Origin of the sequence: Flavobacterium sp. GT3R68, assembly GCF_007109225.1 — a bacterium.
In the GTDB taxonomy this organism is placed as follows: Bacteria; Bacteroidota; Bacteroidia; order Flavobacteriales; family Flavobacteriaceae; genus Flavobacterium.
On record NZ_VJZK01000008.1, the window covers coordinates 56,390 to 81,052 of the forward strand.

Annotated in this window: 24 protein-coding genes; 11 read left to right on the top strand and 13 right to left on the bottom strand. The window is 36.9% G+C overall.

The window, feature by feature from the left end; translation table 11 throughout:
- Positions 1–17: 17 nt before the first annotated feature.
- Positions 18–617: a GTP cyclohydrolase I FolE gene (gene folE / locus FNW07_RS13015; RefSeq protein ID WP_126745104.1), complete on the top strand. Its 600-nt coding sequence runs from the start codon at positions 18–20 to the stop codon at positions 615–617.
- Positions 618–643: 26 nt separating this feature from the next.
- A complete protein-coding gene (locus FNW07_RS13020; RefSeq protein ID WP_126745105.1) occupies positions 644–2,062 on the top strand; it encodes an SDR family oxidoreductase in 1,419 nt (472 codons plus the stop codon).
- Between the two features lie 214 nt (positions 2,063–2,276).
- On the opposite strand, the gene FNW07_RS13025 is transcribed toward FNW07_RS13020, so the two are convergent.
- From FNW07_RS13025 to FNW07_RS13040, 4 genes are read right to left on the bottom strand one after another with little or no spacing between them, the layout of a single operon-like run.
- The gene (locus tag FNW07_RS13025) at positions 2,277–3,152 is read right to left on the bottom strand and encodes a DUF5777 family beta-barrel protein (protein ID WP_126745106.1); all 876 of its coding nucleotides are present in this window, start codon (positions 3,150–3,152) and stop codon (positions 2,277–2,279) included.
- Position 3,153: 1 nt separating this feature from the next.
- Entirely contained in the window at positions 3,154–3,927 is a 774-nt protein-coding gene (locus FNW07_RS13030) for a T9SS type A sorting domain-containing protein (protein ID WP_126745107.1), read from the bottom strand.
- Between the two features lie 3 nt (positions 3,928–3,930).
- Positions 3,931–4,446, bottom strand: a complete 516-nt coding sequence (locus FNW07_RS13035; RefSeq protein WP_126745108.1) for an ankyrin repeat domain-containing protein — start codon at positions 4,444–4,446, stop codon at positions 3,931–3,933.
- A gap of 9 nt (positions 4,447–4,455) precedes the next feature.
- The gene (locus tag FNW07_RS13040; protein ID WP_126745109.1) at positions 4,456–4,851 is read right to left on the bottom strand and encodes a hypothetical protein; all 396 of its coding nucleotides are present in this window, start codon (positions 4,849–4,851) and stop codon (positions 4,456–4,458) included.
- 89 nt (positions 4,852–4,940) lie between these two features.
- On the opposite strand from FNW07_RS13040, the gene FNW07_RS13045 reads away from it, so the two are divergent.
- Complete coding sequence (locus FNW07_RS13045) at positions 4,941–5,306, top strand: hypothetical protein (RefSeq protein WP_126745110.1); 366 nt, start codon at positions 4,941–4,943, stop codon at positions 5,304–5,306.
- 27 nt (positions 5,307–5,333) lie between these two features.
- Positions 5,334–5,876, top strand: a complete 543-nt coding sequence (locus FNW07_RS13050; protein ID WP_126745111.1) for a YceI family protein — start codon at positions 5,334–5,336, stop codon at positions 5,874–5,876.
- Here the strand turns inward: FNW07_RS13050 and FNW07_RS13055 are convergent.
- Complete coding sequence (locus FNW07_RS13055; protein WP_126745112.1) at positions 5,869–6,831, bottom strand: ion channel; 963 nt, start codon at positions 6,829–6,831, stop codon at positions 5,869–5,871. The two genes, FNW07_RS13050 and FNW07_RS13055, sit on opposite strands and share 8 nt — an antisense overlap.
- Before the next feature lie 110 nt (positions 6,832–6,941).
- On the opposite strand from FNW07_RS13055, the gene FNW07_RS13060 reads away from it, so the two are divergent.
- Complete coding sequence (locus FNW07_RS13060) at positions 6,942–8,864, top strand: transglutaminase domain-containing protein (protein ID WP_255512774.1); 1,923 nt, start codon at positions 6,942–6,944, stop codon at positions 8,862–8,864.
- Between the two features lie 5 nt (positions 8,865–8,869).
- Positions 8,870–11,014 carry a DUF3857 domain-containing protein gene (locus tag FNW07_RS13065; protein ID WP_126745113.1) on the top strand — a complete coding sequence of 715 codons (2,145 nt, stop codon included), beginning with the start codon at positions 8,870–8,872 and terminating at the stop codon, positions 11,012–11,014.
- Positions 11,015–11,077: 63 nt separating this feature from the next.
- Here FNW07_RS13065 and carB read toward each other — a convergent pair whose 3' ends face one another.
- Both carB and rpmH read right to left on the bottom strand, forming a co-directional pair.
- Positions 11,078–13,930, bottom strand: a complete 2,853-nt coding sequence (gene carB, locus FNW07_RS13070) for a carbamoyl-phosphate synthase large subunit (protein WP_126745114.1) — start codon at positions 13,928–13,930, stop codon at positions 11,078–11,080.
- A gap of 153 nt (positions 13,931–14,083) precedes the next feature.
- The gene (gene rpmH, locus FNW07_RS13075) at positions 14,084–14,245 is read right to left on the bottom strand and encodes a 50S ribosomal protein L34 (RefSeq protein ID WP_007136275.1); all 162 of its coding nucleotides are present in this window, start codon (positions 14,243–14,245) and stop codon (positions 14,084–14,086) included.
- A 169-nt stretch (positions 14,246–14,414) separates the two neighbouring features.
- Here rpmH and FNW07_RS13080 point away from each other — a divergent pair, with 169 nt between their 5' ends.
- Together FNW07_RS13080 and FNW07_RS13085 are read left to right on the top strand one after the other, a co-directional pair.
- Positions 14,415–14,930 carry a DUF2892 domain-containing protein gene (locus FNW07_RS13080; protein WP_126744610.1) on the top strand — a complete coding sequence of 172 codons (516 nt, stop codon included), beginning with the start codon at positions 14,415–14,417 and terminating at the stop codon, positions 14,928–14,930.
- 166 nt (positions 14,931–15,096) lie between these two features.
- Positions 15,097–15,792 carry a thioredoxin family protein gene (locus FNW07_RS13085; RefSeq protein WP_126744609.1) on the top strand — a complete coding sequence of 232 codons (696 nt, stop codon included), beginning with the start codon at positions 15,097–15,099 and terminating at the stop codon, positions 15,790–15,792.
- 2 nt (positions 15,793–15,794) lie between these two features.
- On the opposite strand, the gene FNW07_RS13090 is transcribed toward FNW07_RS13085, so the two are convergent.
- Together FNW07_RS13090 and FNW07_RS13095 are read right to left on the bottom strand one after the other, a co-directional pair.
- Positions 15,795–16,691, bottom strand: a complete 897-nt coding sequence (locus FNW07_RS13090; RefSeq protein ID WP_126744608.1) for a lytic transglycosylase domain-containing protein — start codon at positions 16,689–16,691, stop codon at positions 15,795–15,797.
- A 51-nt stretch (positions 16,692–16,742) separates the two neighbouring features.
- Positions 16,743–17,408, bottom strand: coding sequence for an alpha/beta hydrolase family protein (locus FNW07_RS13095; RefSeq protein ID WP_126744607.1), 666 nt, complete (start codon positions 17,406–17,408; stop codon positions 16,743–16,745).
- Positions 17,409–17,825: 417 nt separating this feature from the next.
- Between FNW07_RS13095 and FNW07_RS13100 the strand changes: the two genes are divergently transcribed.
- Positions 17,826–18,128: a GNAT family N-acetyltransferase gene (locus FNW07_RS13100; protein WP_255512775.1), complete on the top strand. Its 303-nt coding sequence runs from the start codon at positions 17,826–17,828 to the stop codon at positions 18,126–18,128.
- A 51-nt stretch (positions 18,129–18,179) separates the two neighbouring features.
- On the opposite strand, the gene mtaB is transcribed toward FNW07_RS13100, so the two are convergent.
- From mtaB to FNW07_RS13120, 4 genes are all read right to left on the bottom strand, one after another.
- Entirely contained in the window at positions 18,180–19,508 is a 1,329-nt protein-coding gene (gene mtaB / locus FNW07_RS13105) for a tRNA (N(6)-L-threonylcarbamoyladenosine(37)-C(2))-methylthiotransferase MtaB (protein ID WP_126744606.1), read from the bottom strand.
- A 258-nt stretch (positions 19,509–19,766) separates the two neighbouring features.
- On the bottom strand, positions 19,767–21,161 hold the full coding sequence (aspA, locus tag FNW07_RS13110) for an aspartate ammonia-lyase (protein WP_126744605.1): 1,395 nt from the start codon (positions 21,159–21,161) through the stop codon (positions 19,767–19,769).
- Positions 21,162–21,314: 153 nt separating this feature from the next.
- The gene (locus FNW07_RS13115; RefSeq protein WP_126744604.1) at positions 21,315–22,490 is read right to left on the bottom strand and encodes a GlmU family protein; all 1,176 of its coding nucleotides are present in this window, start codon (positions 22,488–22,490) and stop codon (positions 21,315–21,317) included.
- A gap of 165 nt (positions 22,491–22,655) precedes the next feature.
- A complete protein-coding gene (locus FNW07_RS13120) occupies positions 22,656–22,907 on the bottom strand; it encodes a type B 50S ribosomal protein L31 (RefSeq protein ID WP_126744603.1) in 252 nt (83 codons plus the stop codon).
- Positions 22,908–23,147: 240 nt separating this feature from the next.
- On the opposite strand from FNW07_RS13120, the gene FNW07_RS13125 reads away from it, so the two are divergent.
- Positions 23,148–23,687 carry a DUF4199 domain-containing protein gene (locus FNW07_RS13125; protein WP_126744602.1) on the top strand — a complete coding sequence of 180 codons (540 nt, stop codon included), beginning with the start codon at positions 23,148–23,150 and terminating at the stop codon, positions 23,685–23,687.
- Between the two features lie 10 nt (positions 23,688–23,697).
- Entirely contained in the window at positions 23,698–24,654 is a 957-nt protein-coding gene (locus FNW07_RS13130; RefSeq protein ID WP_126744612.1) for a glycosyltransferase family 2 protein, read from the top strand.
- Positions 24,655–24,663 lie beyond the last annotated feature (9 nt).

Sequence of the window (24,663 nt, forward strand, 5' to 3'; positions counted from 1 at the left end):
ACAACATTACCTAAAAAATGAAAAGCTACGAAAAAACTGAAATATACGATATAGAAAAAATTGAATCTCTATCAAAAAATTACAAATCCATTATTGAAGATCTGGGCGAAGATTTAAACCGAGAAGGACTTCAAAAAACACCGGAACGCACTGCAAAAGCAATGCAGTTTTTAACCCATGGTTACGATTTGAACCCATCGGAAATATTAAAATCGGCCATGTTCTCCGAAGAACACAAACAAATGATTATCGTAAAAGACATCGAAGTCTATTCGATGTGTGAGCACCACATGCTGCCGTTTTTTGGTAAAGCGCATGTTGCATATATCCCGAACGGAAAAATTGTAGGATTGAGTAAAATACCAAGAGTAGTCGATGCTTTTGCCAGAAGAATGCAGGTTCAGGAAAGACTTACGGACGAAATTAAAAATTGTATTCAAGATGCTTTAAATCCGCTTGGTGTTGCTGTGGTTATTGAAGCGCAACATATGTGCATGCAAATGCGTGGCATTCAGAAGCAAAATTCCGTAACCACCACTTCTTCATTTACGGGTGCCTTTGAAAAAGACAAAACCAGAAAAGAATTTATCAGCTTGGTTTCCAATAAATTGAGCTAAAAGCTTTAAATATATAAATTAAAACCATGAAAATTCTCTTAACCGGCGCAACAGGATATATTGGGAAGCGACTTTTGCCTATTTTAGCAGCGCAGGGTCATGACATTGTTTGTTGTGTAAGAGATAAAAACAGGTTTTATTGTCCAATAGAATTACAGAAAAATGTCGAAGTTATCGAAGTCGATTTTTTAGATCAAACTACATTATATAATATCCCCACAACCATTGATGCCGCTTATTATTTAATTCATTCTATGTCGGGTGCTTCGGATGATTTTGATGAATTAGAGCGTATTTCGGCAGAGCATTTTGTAGAACGGATTAATCAAACTACTGCAAAACAAGTGATTTATCTGAGCGGCATTGTCAATGAAAAATCGCTTTCAAAACATTTGTCCTCCAGAAAAAAAGTGGAAGAAGTATTAAATTCCGGAACCTTTCCTGTAACCACTTTAAGAGCCAGTATCATTGTGGGTTCCGGAAGTGCTTCGTTCGAAATCATTCGAGATTTGGTCAATAAACTTCCCATCATGATTGCTCCCAAATGGCTGAATACAAAATGTCAGCCTATTGCAATAACCGATGTACTCGAGTTTTTAATCAAATCGTTACTTAATCCCCTAACCTATAATCAGAATTTTGATATTGGTGGCCCCGACATTTTAACGTATAAAGAAATGCTATTGGGTTTTGCCAAAGCCAGAAAACTCAAAAGGCGGATTTTTACCATTCCGGTCATGACACCGAAATTATCGTCATATTGGCTTTATTTTATAACCTCAACATCTTACAAACTGGCATCTGCCTTGGTGAGCAGCATGAAAGTGGAAGTGATTTGCAGAGATCATAGAATCAATGAAATCTTACACATTACACCAATGTCCTATGAACAGGCAATCTCCAGAGCTTTGATAAAAGTGGATGAGAACAAAATTGCTTCCAGTTGGAAAGATTCCTTTGTCAGCGGGCGATTCAGCACCAGTATATCCGAATATATTAAAGTTCCCAGAAAAGATTGTTACATTGACCGCCGAAAAAAAACAATTGAAAACATGGATTTCACCATCAACCGAATCTGGTCATTGGGTGGAGACACGGGTTGGTACTATGCAGACTGGCTTTGGGACGTAAGAGGTTTTATCGATAAGTTATACGGAGGTGTGGGCTCCAGAAGAGGCCGAACCAACAGAACCGAAATTCATACGGGAGATGTTCTGGATTTTTGGCGTGTTTTATATTCCAATAAAGAAGAAGGAAAACTGCTGTTATACGCCGAAATGAAATTGCCGGGTCAGGCCTGGTTAGAGTTCAAAATCATCAATAATAACTTATACCAAACGGCAACATTCAAACCTAAAGGTATTTGGGGTAAATTATATTGGTATTCTGTTTTGCCCTTTCACGGATTTATTTTTAATGGAATGCTTAACAAACTCATTCGATAATGATATTAAATTTAATTTCATTATAACTAAAGCCGTTCTCAAACTTAAGTTTGCATAAGGTCACTTATATAAAAGTACCGGACTTTTTCATGATGAGGAAACTTTTGATTACACGTCAGAAGAAGTAGTTTTGGAACTAAAAAATACAATATCCAATTGGCATTAAAATAAAAAAATCCCGTTCATGAATGGGATTTTTTTTATATCGGAATCTCTAAAAAACCCGTACCAGATTAAACCCGAAAGCAATTTCGTCTTCACCCCAATCACCGGTTGTTTGGCCTAAATAACCCGTTTCATGCATGGCTCTGGAGTTTGTAAAATGCATTTGAAAAACATGTCCGCCTGTCTCTAAATCGACACCAATAGACAATGGGTTTCTATAGACGGACTGACTGGCGCGATTGAGATGTGCCGCATAGTCCATATTAACTGACCAGCGTTTCGCAAATTTATACCTGCCGCCGACTCCAATCGCAAACTGACTGTTATCTTGCGGATTCGGCAAAATCGCATCGTCATTTTCATCCAGAATATCCCGAACGGTGTTTTCATGAAAATAGGTGGGTGCTACTTCCAAAGACAATTTATCATTGAATTTTCTCGAAATCAATACTTGTGTTACATAACTCAAACGATTGGAAAATTTCATTTTGGGATAATCTTCCTCCTTCATTTCAGAATTAATAGCAACACTGTTAAATCCAACTATTGCAAAAGGGAATCCATTTTTTTCCTGCGAATGCAAGCGATATTTGACCCCTACGTCATAGGTTTCCTGAAATCCGCTTCGGGCCACATGAACAGTCCACCAATCTATTACCCCATATAAAAACTTAAGTTGGGTATTGGCATTATCCATACCAAAGAAATCATCAAAACCGTGGTTGACATAGTCAAAACGATGTGCAACTACAAAATACAAATCACCTCTTGCGGCCAATTTGGTCGATTCAATATTGACTATTTTCATCGATTTGAAAGCCGATTCCACTTTTGTATCCACTTGAGCACTGTCAATTTTAGACAATAAATCATCTTGGGCAAAAGCGCAGAGGGGAAATAATAAAGCGAGCAGGATTTTCTTCATATTAATTCACTACCAGGGTTTTAACAGCCGACCCATCCTCTGTACTGACTTTCAAAAGATAAGAACCTTTTTGTAAATTAGTTATATCGATATTGTTTTGCGCATTGCTTACCGATTGTTTTTTGACTATTCGCCCTAAGAAGTCATATACGGCTACTTTCGCATCTGTGAAACCTTCCGGTAATTCAATGGTTGTATAACCAATCGTTGGATTTGGATACATTTTGAATTTTGCCAAAGCGAAGTCTTCTGTACCCAATGCTAAGTTTACTGTTGTTGCACCGCAATTTCCGGATTCGTGGTAAGCAACCACCATCGATCCTAGCCTACGAGCATAAACTACATTAATTGGTTGCGCTGCAGCAGGAAAAACATAATCGTTGGAATCACCGGTATTTCGCGCTCTAGTAGCGACAACGGTTCTTACTCCGGTGTTTACCACATCTGAACTTATAGTCCAGTTTTGTATTGCATCCAGAGGAGGTTCAAAGCCTACGCCGACAAATGTTCTGTCTGTCATATTGATACCGTCATAAATAACGACGTCCCTACCTACAGTACCCATTCCTGTCGTATTAAATCCCATTCCCAGCCAACTTGTAGAAGGCCCAATTAATGTTAAGGTTACTGTTGCAGCTGTGACATCAATTTTACCAGAATAGGCCGTAGTTGCGCCACCTCCAAAAAAAGGAACCGTACCTGTTGAATACGTTTGGGCAAATAATCCACTAGCCGTAAACAATAGCCCTAGAATAGTAAATGTAATTTTTCTCATGATTTAATTTTTTAGAAGTTGCATCAATTTTTCATCGTTGTTCATTTTGGCATAATCCATTGCCGAATTTCCTCTGATATCTTTTAAAGCTATATCCGCTTTAGCTATTAACAGCATTTCCACAATTTCAAAATGTTTAAAAAGGGTTGCATAAATTAAAGCCGTATTCCCGCTTGGATCAGCAATATTAGGATTGGCTTTTTGGTCCAGTAAAATTTTAACTATTTCTTTATTTCCTTTTACAACTGCTGCCATTAAAGGAGTTCCCATAGAACTGGTGCCGTTAATATCTTTCACTCTGGTAACCAAAAAATCGGCAACGGCAATATTTCCTTTGTAACAGGCTAAAACCAGGGGTGAATATCCACCTTCATTAACCGAATTAATGGCGTCCGGATTTTGTTTAATAATGTTTTTTATTTCCTCAACAGTTCCTTTTCGGGCTACATCAAAGATATCCTGTTGTGAAAATACAGGCTGCAAAACAATCATCATTAAAGTTACGTAAAAATATTTCATAAGAAAAATTTATGGGTTTACTATGGCGCACTGATCCATTTTTAATTCATCCAATAATTCGTCATAGCCTATAAACCGTCCTTTTATTTTCACAGCAGTTAAAGTCTTTAAATCATTTGGGAACTTATCTTTGAAAACGGCAACCAGCTTATCGTCAAGAATGATAACATTTGCAGAAGGATCGCTACCCGAAATTTTCCCGGAAACCTCAATTGTCTTATCCAGATATTTTTGGTTAGATTTGGTTTCATTTTTGATGAACTCAGTATAGATTGAAGTAGCGGAAACCTTAAAACTTTCTTTTTCCGAATTGATATCGCGGTGGCTTTTATAGATATAAAAATACAAACCAATGCAGGTAATAATAAAAAAAATTGCAATTATAAATAATGTATTTTTTTGCATGTTTTGTAAATTTATCTTACAAATTTAACTAATTTTTTCTTTAATATTAATTTTTTTATCGCTAACTTTAATAAGCCAATAGCACTAAGATGACAATCAAAACTTTATTTTTTTATTTTTTTGCAGCAACTCTGTTTTGGGGCTGCGATACCGATTCCGAATCGGATCTGACTGAAATCAATAACAATACAGAGCCTATTACTTACACACAAACTGTTCGAGGCATAATCAACAATAACTGCATTATGTGTCATGCAAGCACTCCTGTAAATGGAGCGCCAATGCCCTTAACTACTTATGCCAATGTCAAAAACGCAGTGCTATTCAGAGGATTATTAGACAGAATCTCAAGACCTCAGGGAAGCCCGGGAATGATGCCGAACGGAGGAACAAGGTTACCACAAAGTACGATTGACCTGATTGTACAATGGAAAAACGACGGTTTATTAGAATAGTTAGCACATCACCAAATTAACGCCATCATGAAAAAATCAATAGTTTTATTGATCACCTTCTTGTCATTCCATTCTATTTTTGCACAAGATAAAAAGCTTACCAAAACGGGCACGGTTACATTTGAAGCTTCAGTCCCTTCCTTTGAAGAAGTGGAAGGAACCAATGAATCAGTTACTTGTATTTTAAACATTAAAACAGGAGAATTTGCCAGTTTGGCATTGATTAAAGGATTTCGTTTTAAAATCGCTTTAATGGAAGAACACTTCAACGAGAATTACATGGAAAGCGACACCTATCCGAAAGCAATGTTTAAAGGCGTCATTCAAGGTTTTAATTGGAATATTATAGGAACTGCTTCCAAAGAATTCAAGATGAAGGGCAAACTCGAATTGCATGGAAGAAGCAGGGAAATTTACACCACTGTAAAGCTTCGAAAAGTAGATGATGCACTGGAAATACTTTCTGATTTCAATGTGAATTCAGAGGATTTCAGAATCAGCATTCCAAAGGTAGTCAGTAATAAAGTATCCAAAACCGTCAATATTAAAACCAATTTCCTGGTTAAATAAAGCAGTGCAGGTCAACTGCATTAAAAATATTCAGCTTGTCTAAATGCAACACCGTTTTTGAGCTGTCGCCGCTTCGGGTATACATGGGTTCGAATTTTGCGCCATACACCACTTCATCAAAGGTATAGGACGTTCGCGCGGCAACCGTGTTACTAAACATATCATCAAAGGTTTTGATGAAAACCAGTATTTCTCCATTCATATTCGCAAAATCCTCTTTTGTAAATTTATAGAGTGGACTGTCCTCGGTTATTGGATGCACCAATGTCCAGCTCAAGGTCAACGCATTAATTTTTTTCAGTTCTAAATCCAATGCAAAAAACTTGTTGGTCTTTATACCATTTTCCTCTACACTCATTCCCAGGGTCATCTTAGCTTCGGCATCTGTAAAATTGGTATTCTTAAAAGGCGTGGTTCTAATCATCAATCCAGTTATTTCACCATAAGGTGCAATCAGGGCATTATGTGAAAATTTCAAAAATGCAGTCGGTTTACTGAATCTTCCGAAGAATAATCCTGTCGCAATAGCAAAACTCAACAAACCAATTAAGGCTTCTGCGGCAGCAATAGAACTAGTCAAAAAACCGGACGGACTAATATGCCCGTAACCCACAGTAGTAAAAGTTTGCGCACTAAAAAAGTAAGCCTGTCCGAATTTGGTCCATTCCGAACCTGCCGTATCGATGCCGTTTAAGTGTTCAATGCCTATTCCATAATAAATCACAGCAAAAATAAAATTCATTCCAACATAAAAAGCCAAAACGACAAACATGAATTTCCAACGCGGCAAGTCGATGAGCGTATGATACCAGCTTATCCGGTGTAAAATATGCAGGCCCCGTTTTTCGACATTAGCAGTGCCGTTTTTATTGACAAACCGGCCTCCATAATTGGATGCGTTGGTTCCGAATCCTGTATTCTTATCAGTTTTTGCTTTATTGTTAAATTTTTTCATATATATTGAGAATCAGTAGTTTACGAGTAAAATTAAATAAAATATAATGTGCTAATAGGGCCTGTATCTCGTTTTAATTATTATCTTCGCATTCCAAATCTACTGTAATTATGACAATTAAACGCATAGTCCTGTTACTATTTGTATTCATTACGTATAGTTCATTTTCACAAAAAAACATTGACCCGACACTCGAGGATATTGTTTTAGCGAAACAGCTTCGCGAAAAAAACTCTAAATCTGACGTCGCAGTCCTTTCGAGTTATTCGATTATTTCATTCGGATTAAACTCCAAGGAAGGAAAGGTGACAGTTAATCATAGCCTACGTGAAAACTTAATGAATATAACACATAGGACGGATATTCAAAAATATGAGTTCTATGATAGTGAGTCTATGATTGAAAACTTCAGGCTGAAATACCGTAATGAAAAGAACGCCTATTTTTTGGTTAAGGATGAATTCTATAAAAATGATGATTTATTTTATAATGATGCACGTGTAAAATACATGAATGTCGATTTTCCGGTTCAGGGCTATACTTATTTTTATGAGTTGGATAAAAAATACAAAGACGTAAAATATTTTACCACGGTGTACCTCAACGATGATTATCCCGTAGTAAAAAAAGAAATTACGATTGTCATTCCAAGTTGGTTGGAACTTGAAATAAAAGAATTCAACTTTAAAGGTTTTGAAATCAAGAAAACCGAGAAAAAAGACGAGAAAGCTAAGACCACAACATACACTTATACTATCGAAAATGTTGCCCCAACACCTGTTGAAAAAGCAACTCCTGGCCCCAGTTACATTTATCCTCATTTGATGCTGATCGCAAAATCATACACTAAGGATAACCAAAAAACGACGCTTTTTAACGCAACATCTGATTTATACAAATGGTATAAGTCACTTGTGGATCTGATGCAGGAAAATCCGGCTCTTTTGAAGGAAAAAGTCAAAGAACTCACTGAAAAAGCAACTTCCGATGAAGAGAAAATCAAAAACATCTATTATTGGGTTCAGGACAATATCCGATATATTGCATTTGAGGATGGAATAGCAGGATTTAAACCGGACGAATCCCAAAATGTTTTTCAGAAGCGTTATGGCGATTGCAAAGGAATGGCTAACCTTACCAAACAAATGCTGAAAGAGGCTGGCTTTGATGCGCGTTTAACCTGGATTGGAACCAAACGAATCGCTTATGATTACACTACGCCGTCATTATCTGTCGATAATCACATGATTTGCACCTTGCTATTTAAAGGTAAAAAATACTTCTTGGACGGAACTGAAAAATACAACTCCTTTGGTGAATATGCAGAACGGATTCAGGGGAAAGAGGTTTTAATTGAAAACGGAACTGATTTCATAATCGAAAAAATCCCGGCTACAAATGCTGCGGCAAATACCGAAACGTTGACTTCCACTTTCCATATTGAGAACGAATCGTTGATTGGAAATACAAAAAACACCTTTCTCGGAGAAAGCCGTGCGTCCTTTTTGTATAATTATAACAACACCAAAACAGATAAAAAAGAGGAGGCCTTACAGGAATACATCACCGACCGAGATAAAAATTTTACGGTAACGAATATCACTACTTCCGACCTGAAAAACAGGGATAAGATGTTGTCATTGGAATACAATACCAAATTGGACAATAAAGTGTCGAGTTTCGACAATGACCTTTACATTGATCTGGATTTCAAAAAAGAATTTGCGACCCTTGATTTTAAGGAACGCAAAAACGATTATGAGTTTCCATACAAGGAAAATTATGAATCAACCATCAAATTGGAAATTCCCGCCGGATACAAAGTAGTCAAACTTCCGGAATCCATTTCTTTTTCAAAAGACAACTTATTGGTAGACATCAGTTATCAGCAGGTTGGAAACGAAATTATTTACAAAAAACAATTTACCTTCAAAAACGGAGTGATCAAATCGGCCGATTTTACGGACTGGAATCCTTTTTTGGAAAAATTGTCAAAAATCTACAACGAACAAATTACCCTAACCAAATCATAATCGCCATGAAATTAAAAATTTTAACCCTACTATTATTTGTTTCCAGTTCGCTTCTGGCGCAGGACAAAGCTGAAATAAAAGAATTTTTCTGGGGAAAAAATGATGCCTATAAATCTGTGTCAACGATTCCTGAAAAATGGAAAAATGAATCGGCAGTCATCATTTATAAATATGAAGATTATGATTATCACAAATTTGGTAAAAACGTTACCTATAGATCCGCATTTCGTAAAAGAATCAAATTACAGGATCAGGCCGGTATAACGGAATATTCGGAATTTACATTTTCGGAAAATTCAAAAACACGGTATGGAACCGAAATTGTTCTGGGCATAAAAGTCATCAAACCAGACGGAAAAGAAGTGGAGATTAATGTGGACGCGGATGCTGTTAAATTGGATAGTAGTAAAAAAATTGCTATTCCTAATTTAGAAGTTGGCGATATCATTGATTATTACAGTTATAACACCGAAACCTTCAAATCTTTTATGGAATATGGTTTTGAAGAAGTGGAAAAAACCTTGGGCGATACGCATCCGATAATGAATTACAAACTTACTTTTCAGACCGAAAATGACTTTTTTGTAAATTTCAATACGTATAATGGCGGTCCTGAATTAAAAGAAATAGCTTTGGATAGAAGCAACGAACGTAAATATGAAATAGTTGCCACGGACATTGCCAAAAACGATTTCCCAAAATGGTTTTATCCTTTAGTAGAATTACCTTGTTATAAGTTTCAGGTATTTTTTGCCCGTAACGGCACTTTTGAAAAAAGAGCGGATGCCTTTTTGCCTGCCAAAGAAAATATAATTAAAAAGACCGTTTCAAAAGAAGATGTACTGAATTTTTATACCAACAAATTCAGACCTTATGGAGATTTAGGACATATTGAACGTTTTCTCAAAAAGAACACATTTGCCACGACAGAAGAAAAAGTTAAGGCGGTGTACTATTTCACCAGACATTACTATTACACGATGTATGTGGAGGCTTTTGTTGCTAATGAGGCAAAAATTATGTTCCCATTTGATCTTTATGGTACCAATCCGATATTCTTTACACAAGAAGAAAATTTCATCAACTATTTCATGGCTTTCCTGAAGGATAATAAAATTGATTACGATATTATTGTGGCTACCAACCGATATAATGGCGATATTAAAGACTTATTGATTCAAAAAAATGCCAGCCTGTTATTGAAAGTGAATACAGAAAAGCCAATATACATTGAATATTTCACCCCTTATTCTGATGTCGATCAATTCTCATCCCAGCTTGAAAACACGGAAGCCTATGCTTTGAAAGTTTCAAAACTGAAAAAAGTGGTAGATGTAGAACGTGTAAAACTGCCTTCGTCTACCTATAAAGACAATGTTTGGAAACAGGTGATTACTGCCAGTCTGGCAAAAGATTTCAACACCATGCAGATCAATTTGGAAACGGCTTTGAGCGGACAAAATAAAACTTCTGAGCAGGCAGAAAAATTATACTTTTTTGATTACACCACTGAAGATTATAAAAAATACGAAACGTTGCCGCTAATGGAACGCGTGAAAAACAAGAAAAAAAGAGAACAGTATCAAAAGGAATTTGACGCAATTGTCAATAAACTGAAAGATAAAAGAAAAGAGGATTTCAAAAAATCAACTGAGAATGGTTATACTTTTGAAATCGACAATCACAGTTATGAAATTCTCAATACCGGAAGGTATGGTAAAACAACGCCTCTCGCTTACAAGGAAGATTTCACAATCAAAAATGGCCTTGTGAAAAAAGCGGGTGAAAATTACATCCTGGAAGTTGGAAAACTGATTGGCGTCCAGGTTGACATTTCCAAAAAAGAAAAAGAACGTACCAATAATATTTATTACGGATTTCCTCGTTCTTTGGATAATGAACTTATTATTGAAATCCCGGAAGGATACACCGCGACAGGTCTGGAAAAATTAAATAAAAAAGTAGAGAATGAAACCGGCGGATTTATCAGTTCGGCAGTGATAGAAGGAAATAAACTGAAAATAAAAACGTATAAATATTATACGGATTATTATCAGCCAAATAAAAACTGGAGTAAAATAGTTGATTTCCTTGATGCAGCATATCAATTCACACAAGAGAAAATTTTAGTTAAGAAAATCAATTCCTAATTAAGATTGTCCCATAAAAAAATCCCTCAGCTGAGGGATTTTTTATTTTTATAATGATTGGATTTATTTACTCAAATACATTTTTCTTCTGGAGTACAATTCATAGAATTGATCGTCTTTCAAATCGTCGATAAACAAAATGCTCTCTCCTGTAGATTTCATTTCAGGACCTAATGCTTTATTCACGTTTTGGAATTTGCTGAATGAGAATACAGGTTGTTTAATCGCAAATCCCTTTAATTGCGGATTGAATTTGAAGTCGGTCACTTTATTATGGCCCAGCATTACTTTAGTGGCATAATTCACATACGGTTCGCCATACGCTTTTGCTATAAATGGTACGGTACGGGACGCCCTTGGATTGGCTTCAATAATATAAACAGTATCGTCTTTTATCGCAAACTGGATATTGATAAGACCAACAGTCCGTAATGCCAAAGCGATATTCTTCGTATGGTCTTTGATTTGCTGCATGACGAATTCCCCTAAATTGAAAGGAGGCAATGTCGCATTACTGTCTCCGGAATGGATTCCGCATGGTTCAATATGCTCCATTATACCGATAATGTATACATTTTCGCCATCACAGATCGCATCCGCCTCTGCTTCTATTGCACCATCCAAATAATGATCCAACAGCAATTTATTCCCCGGAATCGATTTTAATAGATCAATTACGTGTTCTTCTAATTCTTGTTTGTTGATGACAATTTTCATTCCCTGCCCTCCCAAAACATACGATGGTCGAACCAAAAGCGGGAAATCCAGAATATCCGCCAGAGCAGATGCCTCGTCAGCCGTTTCAGCGATACCAAACTGAGGGAAAGGTATTTTCAATTCGGTCAGCAATTCAGAGAAACGTCCTCTGTCTTCCGCTAAATCCAAAGCATCAAAGCTAGTTCCTAAAATTTTGATTCCGTATTTCGAAAGCTTTTCAGCTAATTTAAGCGCCGTTTGTCCTCCCAATTGTACGATGACACCTTCCGGTTTTTCGTGACGGATAATATCATAAATATGTTCCCAGAAAACAGGCTCGAAATACAATTTATCGGCGGTGTCGAAATCAGTGGAAACCGTTTCCGGGTTACAATTGATCATGATGGTTTCGTAACCACATTCTTTGGCTGCCAAAACTCCGTGAACACAAGAATAATCGAATTCGATACCTTGGCCAATCCGGTTTGGTCCGGAGCCCAATACCACTACTTTTTTCTTATCGGAAACGATACTTTCGTTATCAACATACCGTTCACCGTTTGGTTTCTCGATTTCAGCTTCAAAAGTCGAGTAATAATAAGGGGTTTTTGCTTTGAATTCAGCTGCACAAGTGTCCACTAATTTGTAAACTCTTTTTACGCCTAAATCCTCTCGCAATTTATATATCTGACTTTCCAGACAGCCTAACATGTGGGCAATTTGTCTGTCAGCGAATCCTTTTTGTTTCGCTTCCAAAAGCAATTCTTTTGGTAACGTATCTATTTTGAAATTTGAAATTTCTTTCTCTAAAGTATAAAGTTCTTCATATTGCTTTAGGAACCACATATCGATTTTGGTGATTTCGTGGATTCTGCTCAATGGAATTCCCATTTGAATTGCATCATATATCACAAAAACACGGTCCCAACTTGCAAAAGTCAGTTTCTCGATAATCTGTTCGTAATTTTTATATCCTTTTCCGTCAGCTCCCAATCCATTTCTTTTGATTTCCAAAGATTGTGTGGCCTTGTGAAGCGCTTCTTGAAAGGAGCGTCCGATTCCCATTACTTCCCCTACCGATTTCATCTGTAAGCCTAAAGTCCTGTCGGCACCTTCAAATTTATCAAAGTTCCAACGTGGGATTTTCACGATAACGTAATCCAGTGTTGGTTCAAATAAGGCGGAAGTCGATTTGGTAATCTGATTTTGCAGTTCATCCAAATGATATCCTAAAGCTAATTTTGAAGCAATTTTGGCAATTGGATAACCAGTAGCTTTTGATGCCAAGGCAGAAGAGCGGGAAACACGTGGATTGATTTCAATCGCTACAATATCTTCTTTTTCATCCGGTGAAACCGCAAACTGAACATTACAACCTCCGGCAAAATTTCCGATACTACGCATCATCAGAATGGCCATATCACGCATTTTCTGGAAAGTCGTATCCGATAAGGTCATTGCCGGCGCCACCGTAATACTGTCTCCGGTGTGGATTCCCATTGGGTCCATATTTTCGATAGAACAGATGATAACTACGTTGTCGTTTTTATCTCTTAAAAGCTCCAGTTCGTATTCTTTCCATCCAATTAATGCCTTATCAATTAAGACCTCATGGATGGGTGACATTTCTAATCCATAGGTTAGTTTTTCGTCAAACTCTTCCTTTGTATGTACAAAAGCAGCTCCGGTTCCTCCTAAAGTAAACGAAGGACGGATTACTAACGGAAATCCAAATTCCTGTGCTATTTCTTTTCCTTTTAAGAAAGAAGTCGCTGTCTTTGCAGGTGCCGCCGGAATTCCAATTTTCTCTAAAAGCTGCTTGAACTGCTCTCTGTCTTCGGTAATATTGATGGCATTGATATCCACCCCGATTAATTTCACCCCGAAATCCTGCCAGATGCCTTTTTCATCCGCTTCCAAACATAAATTCAAAGCTGTCTGTCCTCCCATAGTCGGTAAGACCGCATCAATTTGCGGATGCTCTTTTAGGATTTGAATGATTGATTTGGTAGTCAGTGGCAATAAATAAACATGATCCGCCATGGATGGATCGGTCATGATGGTAGCCGGATTCGAATTGATCAGGATTACCTCGATTCCTTCTTCACGGATAGAACGTGCAGATTGGGATCCGGCATAATCAAATTCGCATGCCTGGCCGATAACAATTGGACCTGACCCTATTATTAAAACGGATTTTATTGAATTGTCTTTTGGCATTGTGTGTTGTTGTAGTTAGTGTGTAGTTATAAGTATTTCAGGTAACATTTAATCGCTTCGAATTAAAGCTTTTAGGCTTTTTTTAGTCACGACAAGATATAAAAAAAGGCGATACTAATAGAAGTAACGCCTTTATTTATGTTTATTCAAACATTATTTTTTATGTCTTGGTTCGCAAGATACAGTCAATTTATGTCTTCCTTTAGCTCTTCTGCGAGCAAGGACTTTTCTTCCATTAGCAGAAGCCATTCTGTCCATAAATCCGTGCTTATTTCTTCTTTTTCTTTTCGATGGTTGAAATGTTCTTTTGCTCATTGTTTGTTATCTTTAAAATCTTGAATTAAAATATCTGTATTGGTTTTTTACTTGTGTTGTTTTAAAACCGAGTGCAAATATACAAAGACTTTTTTTTCTGGCAAGTGGTTTTGTAAAAATATTTTAAAATCCTTTTACTATCTTTGCCAACTCATAAAAACACTTATATATGTTTCACAGAAATATTAAGCTTATAATAGCCGGACTTATTATTATTGCAGGGGTTTGGCAATTTACAGAAGGAAATATAGGAAATGGGATTTTCCTGATTTTACTAAGTGCAATACCTGTTCTTTTGTACTTCAAAAACGAATTTATTCTATTGGCCTTTTTAAAATTAAGAAAACAGGATTTTCCTGGTGCCCAAAAATGGCTTGCCTATATCAAAAAACCTGAATCGGCATTGGTACGCAAACAGCAGGGTTATTTCAATTACTTACACGGAATCATGCTTTCGCAGACTAATTTGTCACAGGCAGAAAAGTATTTCAAAAAAGCTATCGAGTTAGGTTTGTCCATGGATATGGATTTGGCTGTAGCCAAATTAAATTTAGCTGGGGTTGCAATGACGCGCAGAAGAAAATTGGAGGCAACCAATTTACTGAACGAAGCTAAAAAATTAGACAAACAAGGTATGCTGAAAGACCAGATCGTCATGATGAAAGGTCAATTAAAGAAAATGTAATTTTTAGTCAAAAAATACTTCTTATTACGACATCAACAATCAAAACCACCTCAGAAGGTGGTTTTTTTGTGCAATTAATGTTTTTTAACGAGTATTTTTACGATTCATCGAATAATTTTTGCGAATAACCGTTCATGTAGTAGTTTTGCCACAGATTTAAACTCTCATGAATAAAACTTTACTTACAGTCCTTTTTATATTCTCGTTTTCAGCTTCTTATAGCCAGGACTCCATTGTTTTTTTCTCCGATGCTTTGAAAGCTAATATCAAATCCTATAATAAGGCCAGTGACCTTGCTTTTGAAAAAAGAGATTTTAACGAAGGACAGCGGTTATTTGATTCTTTGGTACAGTATAAATTAGTAGGTACCCAATTTGATAACTTTACTATTAAGAGTTACAATTCCAAAAAAGTGGAGCTGAATAAAATCACAAAACCGGTATTCATCATCACTTATGCTTCGTGGTGTGTCTTAAACAAAGGCGAAATCCCAGCATTGAATAAATTAGCGAAAGAGCACCGCAATAATATGGAGTTTATCGTATTGTTCTGGGATAAAAAATGCAACATCAAGAAAATTGCCAATCTCTTCAACAGCAATATAAAAGTGTGTTACGCCAACGAATCTTACGATAATGATTCCCGTATTGTTTCGACCCTAAAACACACCTTGGGCTTCCCCACTTCATACTTTATTGATGAAAATAAGAAGGTAGTCAGCATTAAACGTGTTGTGAGTCAATTTCAACCTAAAACGGCATTAAAAATTGCAATAGCTCAGAGCTATGATAATTTAAGTAAAAGCATCAACGAATCACTGATAAATAAATCAGTAGTACATTCGCGTCTGGCTACCAATTAGTATTAATTGTAACCTTTCAAAGGGATTTCAATGGTGTAAATTTTCTTATTCACATTGTCCAATTTCTTATCTCTCAACCACGGATTGTGGATTTTCAATATCTTGTAATTAATTCCCTGTCCTTTGGCAAAAGTGGCCAAATCCGTAATAGAACTGTCTACCTCAATTTTTTTTGTCGGCAAAATAAAATATAATTCCTGCTGTGGAATTGTATAACCATATTTTTCAGGATTTTTCATAATTTCCTTTAAAGCCAAAATCCTGAATACATATCTGGAGGTTTCATCGTTCAGCAACAAATCATAATAATTGGTTACTTTTTGACTTTCCATTTGTCTTAAAACCCCGCCCATACCCCCGTTGTAAGAAGCCGCAGCTAAAGTCCACGATCCAAATTTCTCTTTTGCAGTCAATAAATATTTACAGGCCGCTTCGGTCGATTTCTCCAAATGATACCGTTCGTCAACTGTTTCACTTACTTCCATGCCTATTCCCTTAGCGGTATCCGGCATAAATTGCCACACTCCTCTTGCTCCCGCTGAGGAAACTGCATTGGTCAACGCACTTTCGATTACTGCAAGATATTTAAAATCATCAGGCACTCCATTTTTTTTCAATATAGGCTCAATGACAGGGAAGGCACGATTAGCCCTTTTAATTACCAAAATCGTGGAAGAATGGAGATTCGTATTAATCAATAGCTCCTTATCAAAACGTTCGTTGACATCCGAAATATTTAAAGGCGTTTGCTCTCCGGCAAAATCTACTTCAGTCGGAAAAAAATTTGACGTACCTTCATGGGTGATTTTATTTTTATTTTGAGTAGAAATGGCGAAAATAGAAACACCACTTACAACCACTACCGAGGCAATAATGCCAGTTTTTTTTATCCAGTTCATTTTCTTTCTTTTACTGTTTTCAATTCGTAAACCTACAAAAATCTGTCCGTTTTATAAATCCCGCCCCAAAATAATTTTCGGCAGATTGTCATTCAGCCATCTGTGCTTCGTCAGGATCATAATGTGTGTCCCTCCTTTTACAACGATGCAGTCGGAAATATATTTTATCGGAAATATCTCATCAGCATCGCCGTGGATATGAATTACATTTTTATCCGCTTCCGTTCTGTCCCACAAAACTACCTGCTCGATAGCCCAATCCAAGTATCCCCGATCCCGAACGGAAAGAAATTTTTCATATATTTTCAGTCTTTCATTGATGGTTTCCCCAAAAGAATATTTAGCCCAACTTTCAAGATTTAAAATCATATTTGTCGGTATCAGCTTATAGGCTTTCGTGGTTTTTGCAAACGCCATTCTCTTGGGAAATTCCAAGTTACTTTTGACACTTGAAATAATAATTACTTTACTGGTTACGATAAACTGAGCCATTTCCTGAACCACAATCCCACCAAAGGAAACCCCGATTAAGACCGGGTTTTCATGTGTAATTTTTGCGGAAATTCGTTTTGCATATTCTGATAAGGATTCATTCTCTAACGGAATTTCCCATTCCAAAAGGAAAGTGTCAAATTGTTCTACTGGCAAATTTATCCGTTCGAAAATAAGCGGGCTTGCAGCCAAACCGGGCATAAAGTAAACTGGAATTTTGGCCATGTACTAAAATTTTTATAAAAATAGTTTTTTTAAAATAACCCGTCCGGAAGGCCACATTTATTTATCAATTAATTATGACTCTATTCTGACTTAACCACTTTCTGAACAAGTAATAGAGCGATAAATCGATAACATCGGTACGCTGTCAGTTTTTACCGACAAACAGCAGGCTAACACGGAGATATGAGTCAAAATTATTTGATATTGAAAGGCAAATCGGTATCTTTGTAACTGTTGTTTTGCTTTTTTCTATTTAAGTATGTTAAAAGTATAAAAACAATTAAATACACAGTATAATTCCCTAAAACGGTGTTTATCTTTTGAATTGAAGGAGAAATCCAGATAAAACAAAACCACTTTGAGCCCCAAAGATGCTTTAGGAATAACCATTTTTTTTAACCAATGCAGTAATAACTTATGGAAGCACAAGCAGCTATGGAAATTAAAGACAACACATTTTCGAGACAATTTGAAACCTTCGTGGACGGCAAATTGATTTCACTTGAATATTCTTTTCAGGAAAAGAAGATTTTCCTGACCAAGATTAACGTGCCCGATCATTTTGAAAACGAAGAATTCATAGTGGATTTTCTTAAAAACATTATGGAAATCGCCTATGAACGCAAATTAAAAGTAGTTCCTATTCTGCCAAAAATAGCTGCTTTCTTCAGAAAAAATTCCACCTACAAAGATTTATTACCTCCAGGAATTAAGATATAAATAAAAACCGCCTTTAGCAGGCGGTTTTTTATTTCAAATGCTATCCACAAATTATGTTAGGACAGCAACAAATTCCATTCTTACGCTACCATCTTCATCTATCTTCGTCAGGTTGATCTCGTATAGTGTGTTAACCAATTCCGGATTCCATGGGGTTTTAACTTTTACATAATTCTCGGTAAACCCGTGAATATAACCTTCTTTGTTTTCACTTTCGAACAATACGGTTCTGTTAGTTCCCAACTGGCTTTCATAAAAAGCACGACGTTTCTTCACTGATAATCCACGAAGCATTTTACTTCTTTTGCTTCTTACATTCGCAGGAACTTCCCCAGACATAGTAGCGGCTTCGGTATTATCCCGTTCCGAATACGTGAAAACGTGCAGATACGAAATATCCAGATCATTCAAAAAATGATACGTTTCAAGGAAATGTTCGTCAGTTTCGCCCGGAAATCCCACAATTACGTCGACACCAATACAAGCATTCGGCATCACTTCCCGAATTTTATTCACACGTTCCGTATACACTTCGCGCAAATAACGACGCTTCATTAACTTCAGTATGTCATTACTTCCCGATTGCAACGGAATATGAAAATGAGGAACAAAAGTCCGGCTTTTGGAAACAAATTCAATAGTTTCATTTTTTAATAGATTGGGTTCGATAGACGAAATTCTCAATCTTTCAATACCTTCTACTTTATCCAACTCCTGAACTAACTCAAAGAATGTATGTTCGTGTTTCTTATTTCCAAATTCTCCTTTTCCGTAATCACCAATATTCACTCCCGTCAGTACAATTTCTTTGATGTTTTGTTGTGAAATTTCTTTCGCATTTTTCAATACATTTTCCAATGCATCGCTTCGGGAAATTCCCCTTGCCAATGGAATCGTACAATAGGTACATTTATAGTCACATCCATCCTGAACTTTCAAGAAAGCACGCGTTCGGTCTCCGATGGAATAACTTCCCACGTAAAAATCGGCTTCTGAAATTTCACAGGAATGCACCTCGCCCATATCATTCTTGGACAAGTCATTGATATAATCAGTAATCTTGAATTTTTCGGTGGCACCCAAAACCAAATCCACGCCATCCACTGCTGCCAGTTCTTCAGGCTTCAATTGAGCATAACAACCAACCGCCGCGACGAACGCTTTATCGTTCAGCTTCATCGCCTTTTTCACCACTTGCTTGAACTGTTTATCAGCATTTTCGGTAACCGAGCAGGTATTTATTACATAAATATCAGCCACTTCTTCAAAATCAACACGGTCGAAACCTTCATCCTGAAAATTTCGGGCAATTGTTGATGTTTCTGAAAAATTCAGCTTACAACCGAGCGTATAAAAGGCAACTTTTTTTCTGTTTTCCATAAATCCATTCTCTTATTTGGGTGTGCCCCTATCGGGTCGGGCTTTCCGTTTCAATCCACGCCCAAAAGCGTGGGATTTCCACTGCAATCCCTCACACAAAACACTTTATAAAAAGAGTTTGCAAATTTACATACAATAATCGGTTTGAAGAAATTATTAATCTGCTACATATCAACTATTTGAATTAATTCCGAATTGAATAATAATCAAAACCACGACTATATGTATAATCGTGGCTGGAGATTATTTCTTTTTAATTTATTTGGATTTTGGTGCCAGCATATTTTCGGGATTCAGAATGTCATCCAATTGTTCTTTAGACAAAAGATTGTGTTCCAATACGAGCTTGTAAACACTCTTACCGGTTTCCAATGCTTCTTTGGCAATTTTGGTGCTGTTTTTATATCCAATATATGGATTCAGCGCGGTCACAATTCCGATACTATGCAAGACCATTTCTTTACAGTGTTCCTCGTTGGCAGTGATTCCGTCAATACATTTGGTCGCCAAAGTATCCATTCCGTTTTCAAGCAGTTTCATCGATTCCATAATACTATAAATCAAGACCGGCTCCATTACATTTAATTGCAATTGCCCGGCTTCGGCTGCCATGGTAACGGTAAGATCATTCCCGATAACCCTAAAACAAACCTGGTTCATTACTTCAGGAATCACCGGATTTACTTTGCCTGGCATAATGGAAGAACCCGGCTGCATCGGAGGAAGATTAATTTCATTCAAACCACAACGCGGACCGGAAGAAAGGAGGCGTAAATCGTTGCATATTTTAGAAATTTTGATTGCCATTCTTTTCAATGCAGAAGAATAAATCACATACGAACCCGTATCGGGCGTTGCCTCAATGAGGTTCGGTGCTGAAACGAAAGGATGACCTGTGATTTTCGCCAAATTTTCAGCGCATAATTTTGCATACCCCGGCGCGGCATTCAAACCCGTACCGATTGCGGTTGCACCCATATTGATTTCAAAAAACAAGGCCGAATTTTGGTTCAGGCGTTCGATTTCTTCTTCTAAAGTAGCAGCATAGGCTTCGAATTCCTGCCCCATAGTCATCGGAACAGCGTCCTGTAATTGGGTTCTTCCCATCTTAAGGACATGTTTGAACTCCTCACCTTTTCGTCGGAATGACTGAATCAATTTTCTTAAATGTTCAATCAGGTTGCTGTTCGAATTAATGCTGGCCAGCTTTATTGCAGTCGGATAGGCATCGTTAGTCGATTGCGATAAGTTCACATGATCATTGGGAGAACAATATTGATATTGACCCTTTTCATAGCCTAAAATTTCAAGTGCACGATTCGCAATCACTTCATTGATATTCATATTGGTAGAAGTTCCGGCACCACCCTGAATCATATCTATTGGAAATTCTTCATTAAATTTTCCCTCAATCACTTCTTTGGCAGCCTGAACTATCACGTCTTTCATTTTTTCATCCAGCAGACCCAAGTTAAAATTGGTTTCAGCTGCAGCCCATTTGACATACGCCAGGCCTTTGATAAATTCCGGAAACTGATTTAATTTGACACAGGAAATTTGAAAATTTTCAATTGCCCGTTGTGTCTGAACACCATAATAGGCGTTGACGGGAACATTGAGATCGCCTAATAAATCATTTTCTACTCTATACATTTTATGTTATTTTGTATTAAATTACTCTAAAGATACTTCTTATTTTGTAGCCAAAAACTACTGAATATCATATTTTAAATAAATTAAGGGATAAAAAAAACCGCAAAATGATTTCTCAATTGCGGTTCGTTTTTATTACAAATATGGTAAAACTTATTCCTTTCGGTATTTTTTTGTTTCTTCAAATACGTGTTCCATAATTTTAGCATCCTGCTCCGTAAAGTCAACATGCCGTCTCGACATTACGATTCGTGCCGTCTCGAAAGCTTTTTTCGTGATGTAAGTCGTGAACCCAGAAGCACCGCCCCAAGAAAAACTCGGGATAAAATTTCGTGGAAAACCGCTTCCGAAAATGTTGGTACTCACACCAACTACTGTACCGGTATTAAACATCGTGTTGATACCGCATTTACTGTGATCTCCCATCATCAAACCGCAGAACTGCAGGCCTGTTTTGGCAAAGCCTTCAGTTTCGTAGCTCCACAATTTCACTTCCTCATAATTATTTTTCAGGTTCGAATTATTACTGTCGGCACCGATATTACACCATTCCCCCAATACAGAATTCCCTAAAAACCCATCGTGTCCTTTATTGGAATACCCAAACAACACGGAATTATTTACTTCGCCCCCAATTCGGCAATGCGGACCTACAGTCGTTGCACCGTATACTTTGGATGCCAATTTCACCTGCGCTTCCTCGCACAAAGCAAATGGTCCGCGGATTACAGAGCCTTCCATGATTTCAGAGTTCTTTCCGATATAAATAGGCCCTGTGGATGCATTTAAGGTAACAAATTCAAGTTTCGCACCAGCTTCAATAAAAATATTTTCCGGGGCCATTACATTGACACTTTTCGGGATTGGTTGTGAGGTCCGGTCTTCGGTCAACAGTTCAAAATCTTCACGGATAGCGGCATCATTTTTCGCGAAAATATCCCATGTTTTTTCGATCGTCAGGCAGTCTTCTTTATAATCAATGATGTCATAGGAATCAAAATCCACTTCTTCCTGAGATTCCTGGGTATAGAAAGCAATCACTTCCTCTCCCTTGAAAATAGCCTGATTCGGCTCCAGATTGCGCACGAGTTCCGACAGTACATTATTAGGCAGAAACGAAGCATTGATCATCACATTTTCTTCCAGTTCGACCATTGGGAATTTTTCGGAAAGATACTCTTCGGTCAAAGTCGTGGTAGTGGAACCCAAATGCTTTTCCCATTTTTCGCGGATTGTCAGAATCCCTACGCGAATGTCGGCTACAGGTCTCGTGAAAGTAAAGGGAAGTAATGCGTTGCGGACTGTACCGTCAAAAAGTATATAGTTCATAAAAATGTCGATTCGTTAATTCGTTGATTTGGTTATTCGATATCCTGATTCCAAAAGTCTAATAGTCACAAAATTTAGAATTCAAAGTTACAAAGTTTTCAATTCAATAAAAAACAAAAAAGCCTTCCGATTGGAAGGCTTTTGATATATAAGGATAAACTACTATTATTTAGTATGTTTAGCGTATTTAGTTTTAAATTTATCAATACGTCCTGCAGTATCGATAAGTTTAGATTTACCTGTGTAAAAAGGGTGAGAAGTTCTGGAGATCTCCATTTTCACAACTGGATACTCAACACCATCAACTGTAATAGTTTCTTTAGTGTCTGCTGTAGATTTAGTAATAAAAACTTCTTCGTTAGACATGTCTTTAAACGCTACTAATCTGTAATTTTCTGGGTGAATTCCTTTTTTCATCTTGTAAATCTTTTTTTATTTGTTGAATTATAACCTGTTTTGAAGCTTTTCGTTTAATTGAAAAGGTATAAACCCGCTATAACTTTTATTTTACTATATTATTTTGAGTTTGCAAATTTACAATTATTTTTTAATAATCAAATCTTTAAGTGTGTTTTTTTAAACTTTATCTAAAACTAAATTTTATCGTTCCATAATTTGGTAATTCATATATTTGTGGTTTAATTTAAATTAAAGAAAATGACAGAAAAAATTTCACCAGCTAAATCTGGACTTCAGTTAGGTATTTTATTTGGAGTTATTATGGTTTTAGAATTCGTAATAATGTACGTTATAGGAATGAAATCCTTGATTGGTTCACCCGTTGGCATGATCGTAAATCTTTTAAACTTTATTGGACTCCCATTATTATTTATTTATATGGGATGTAAAAACTACAAAAATCTGAATAATGGTTTTGCCTCATTCGGTGAATGTCTAAAAGTGGGCGTTTCTATGATGGTTATAGCTGCTTTGATTTATGCTGCTTTCAATGTTATTTTTAACTTAATATTTCCTGAATTCGTTGATGAGATGATTTCGATAATTAGATCTGAGATTATAAAGAAAACTCCCGAAATAACAAGCAAACAATTAGAAATGGGTTTATCATTTCAAAGAAAATTCATGAATCCAATGATTGCATTTCCGGCCACTATAGCTATGTATGCCTTTTTTGGACTATTGTACTCCTTAATAATTGGGGCTATTGTTAAAAATGAAAAGCCTCAAAGTTTCTAATTTCCAATTAATGAACCTATCCGTCATCATACCTCTTCTTAATGAAGAAGAATCCTTGCAGGAGCTCCATAACTGGATTGTTTCTGTAATGGATACGCATAATTATTCTTATGAAGTTATCTTTATTGATGATGGAAGCACTGATCATTCCTGGTCAATCATTAAACAATTATCCTCCGAAAATCCAAATATAAAAGGAATCCGTTTTCTGAAAAATTTCGGAAAATCCCAGGCTTTACATGCCGGTTTTGCTGAAGCCAAAGGTGATGTGGTCATTACCATGGATGCTGACCTGCAGGACAATCCGGAAGAAATTCCAGAGTTGTACCGGATGATTATGGAACAGCATTTTGATTTGGTTTCGGGCTGGAAAAAGAAACGGTATGATTCGGTTGTAACCAAAAACATCCCATCGAAATTATTCAATTGGGCGGCCCGGAAAACTTCCGGTGTGCAGCTGAATGATTTCAACTGCGGCCTGAAAGCCTATAAAAATGTGGTGGTCAAAAATGTGGAAGTTTCGGGCGAAATGCACCGTTACATTCCGGTTTTGGCCAAAAATGCCGGATTTGGAAAAATCGGCGAAAAAGTGGTCAAACACCAGGCGAGAAAATACGGTTCGACCAAATTTGGAATGGATCGTTTTATCAACGGGTTTCTGGATCTGATTACGATCTGGTTTTTGTCGCGTTTCGGAAAAAGACCGATGCACCTGTTTGGCGCCTTAGGTTCCATCATGTTTATCATTGGGTTTGTTGCCGCGGGAATAATAGGAGTTACCAAATTATACCGCCTTGGCAATCACCTGTCTGCGAATCTGGTAACCCAAAATCCGTGGTTTTATATTTCATTGACGACGATGATTATTGGAACCCAATTGTTTCTGGCCGGGTTTTTAGGCGAAATTATCCTGCGCACCAAAAATAATGAGGAACGCTACAAAATCTCAAATACTGCCAACATATAATTGTTTAGA

Coding starts and splice junctions, on each gene's coding strand:
- FNW07_RS13065 (WP_126745113.1), top strand. CDS start 8,870: ATGAAATTAAAAATTTTAACCCTACTATTATTTGTTTCCAGTTCGCTT.
- aspA (WP_126744605.1), bottom strand. CDS start 21,161: ATGTATAGAGTAGAAAATGATTTATTAGGCGATCTCAATGTTCCCGTC.
- folE (WP_126745104.1), top strand. CDS start 18: ATGAAAAGCTACGAAAAAACTGAAATATACGATATAGAAAAAATTGAA.
- FNW07_RS13045 (WP_126745110.1), top strand. CDS start 4,941: ATGACAATCAAAACTTTATTTTTTTATTTTTTTGCAGCAACTCTGTTT.
- FNW07_RS13020 (WP_126745105.1), top strand. CDS start 644: ATGAAAATTCTCTTAACCGGCGCAACAGGATATATTGGGAAGCGACTT.
- FNW07_RS13085 (WP_126744609.1), top strand. CDS start 15,097: ATGAATAAAACTTTACTTACAGTCCTTTTTATATTCTCGTTTTCAGCT.
- FNW07_RS13060 (WP_255512774.1), top strand. CDS start 6,942: ATGACAATTAAACGCATAGTCCTGTTACTATTTGTATTCATTACGTAT.
- FNW07_RS13035 (WP_126745108.1), bottom strand. CDS start 4,446: ATGAAATATTTTTACGTAACTTTAATGATGATTGTTTTGCAGCCTGTA.
- FNW07_RS13040 (WP_126745109.1), bottom strand. CDS start 4,851: ATGCAAAAAAATACATTATTTATAATTGCAATTTTTTTTATTATTACC.
- FNW07_RS13095 (WP_126744607.1), bottom strand. CDS start 17,408: ATGGCCAAAATTCCAGTTTACTTTATGCCCGGTTTGGCTGCAAGCCCG.
- FNW07_RS13055 (WP_126745112.1), bottom strand. CDS start 6,831: ATGAAAAAATTTAACAATAAAGCAAAAACTGATAAGAATACAGGATTC.
- carB (WP_126745114.1), bottom strand. CDS start 13,930: ATGCCAAAAGACAATTCAATAAAATCCGTTTTAATAATAGGGTCAGGT.
- FNW07_RS13050 (WP_126745111.1), top strand. CDS start 5,334: ATGAAAAAATCAATAGTTTTATTGATCACCTTCTTGTCATTCCATTCT.
- FNW07_RS13080 (WP_126744610.1), top strand. CDS start 14,415: ATGTTTCACAGAAATATTAAGCTTATAATAGCCGGACTTATTATTATT.
- mtaB (WP_126744606.1), bottom strand. CDS start 19,508: ATGGAAAACAGAAAAAAAGTTGCCTTTTATACGCTCGGTTGTAAGCTG.
- FNW07_RS13125 (WP_126744602.1), top strand. CDS start 23,148: ATGACAGAAAAAATTTCACCAGCTAAATCTGGACTTCAGTTAGGTATT.
- FNW07_RS13100 (WP_255512775.1), top strand. CDS start 17,826: ATGGAAGCACAAGCAGCTATGGAAATTAAAGACAACACATTTTCGAGA.
- FNW07_RS13130 (WP_126744612.1), top strand. CDS start 23,698: ATGAACCTATCCGTCATCATACCTCTTCTTAATGAAGAAGAATCCTTG.
- rpmH (WP_007136275.1), bottom strand. CDS start 14,245: ATGAGCAAAAGAACATTTCAACCATCGAAAAGAAAAAGAAGAAATAAG.
- FNW07_RS13090 (WP_126744608.1), bottom strand. CDS start 16,691: ATGAACTGGATAAAAAAAACTGGCATTATTGCCTCGGTAGTGGTTGTA.
- FNW07_RS13120 (WP_126744603.1), bottom strand. CDS start 22,907: ATGAAAAAAGGAATTCACCCAGAAAATTACAGATTAGTAGCGTTTAAA.
- FNW07_RS13030 (WP_126745107.1), bottom strand. CDS start 3,927: ATGAGAAAAATTACATTTACTATTCTAGGGCTATTGTTTACGGCTAGT.
- FNW07_RS13115 (WP_126744604.1), bottom strand. CDS start 22,490: ATGAACTATATACTTTTTGACGGTACAGTCCGCAACGCATTACTTCCC.
- FNW07_RS13025 (WP_126745106.1), bottom strand. CDS start 3,152: ATGAAGAAAATCCTGCTCGCTTTATTATTTCCCCTCTGCGCTTTTGCC.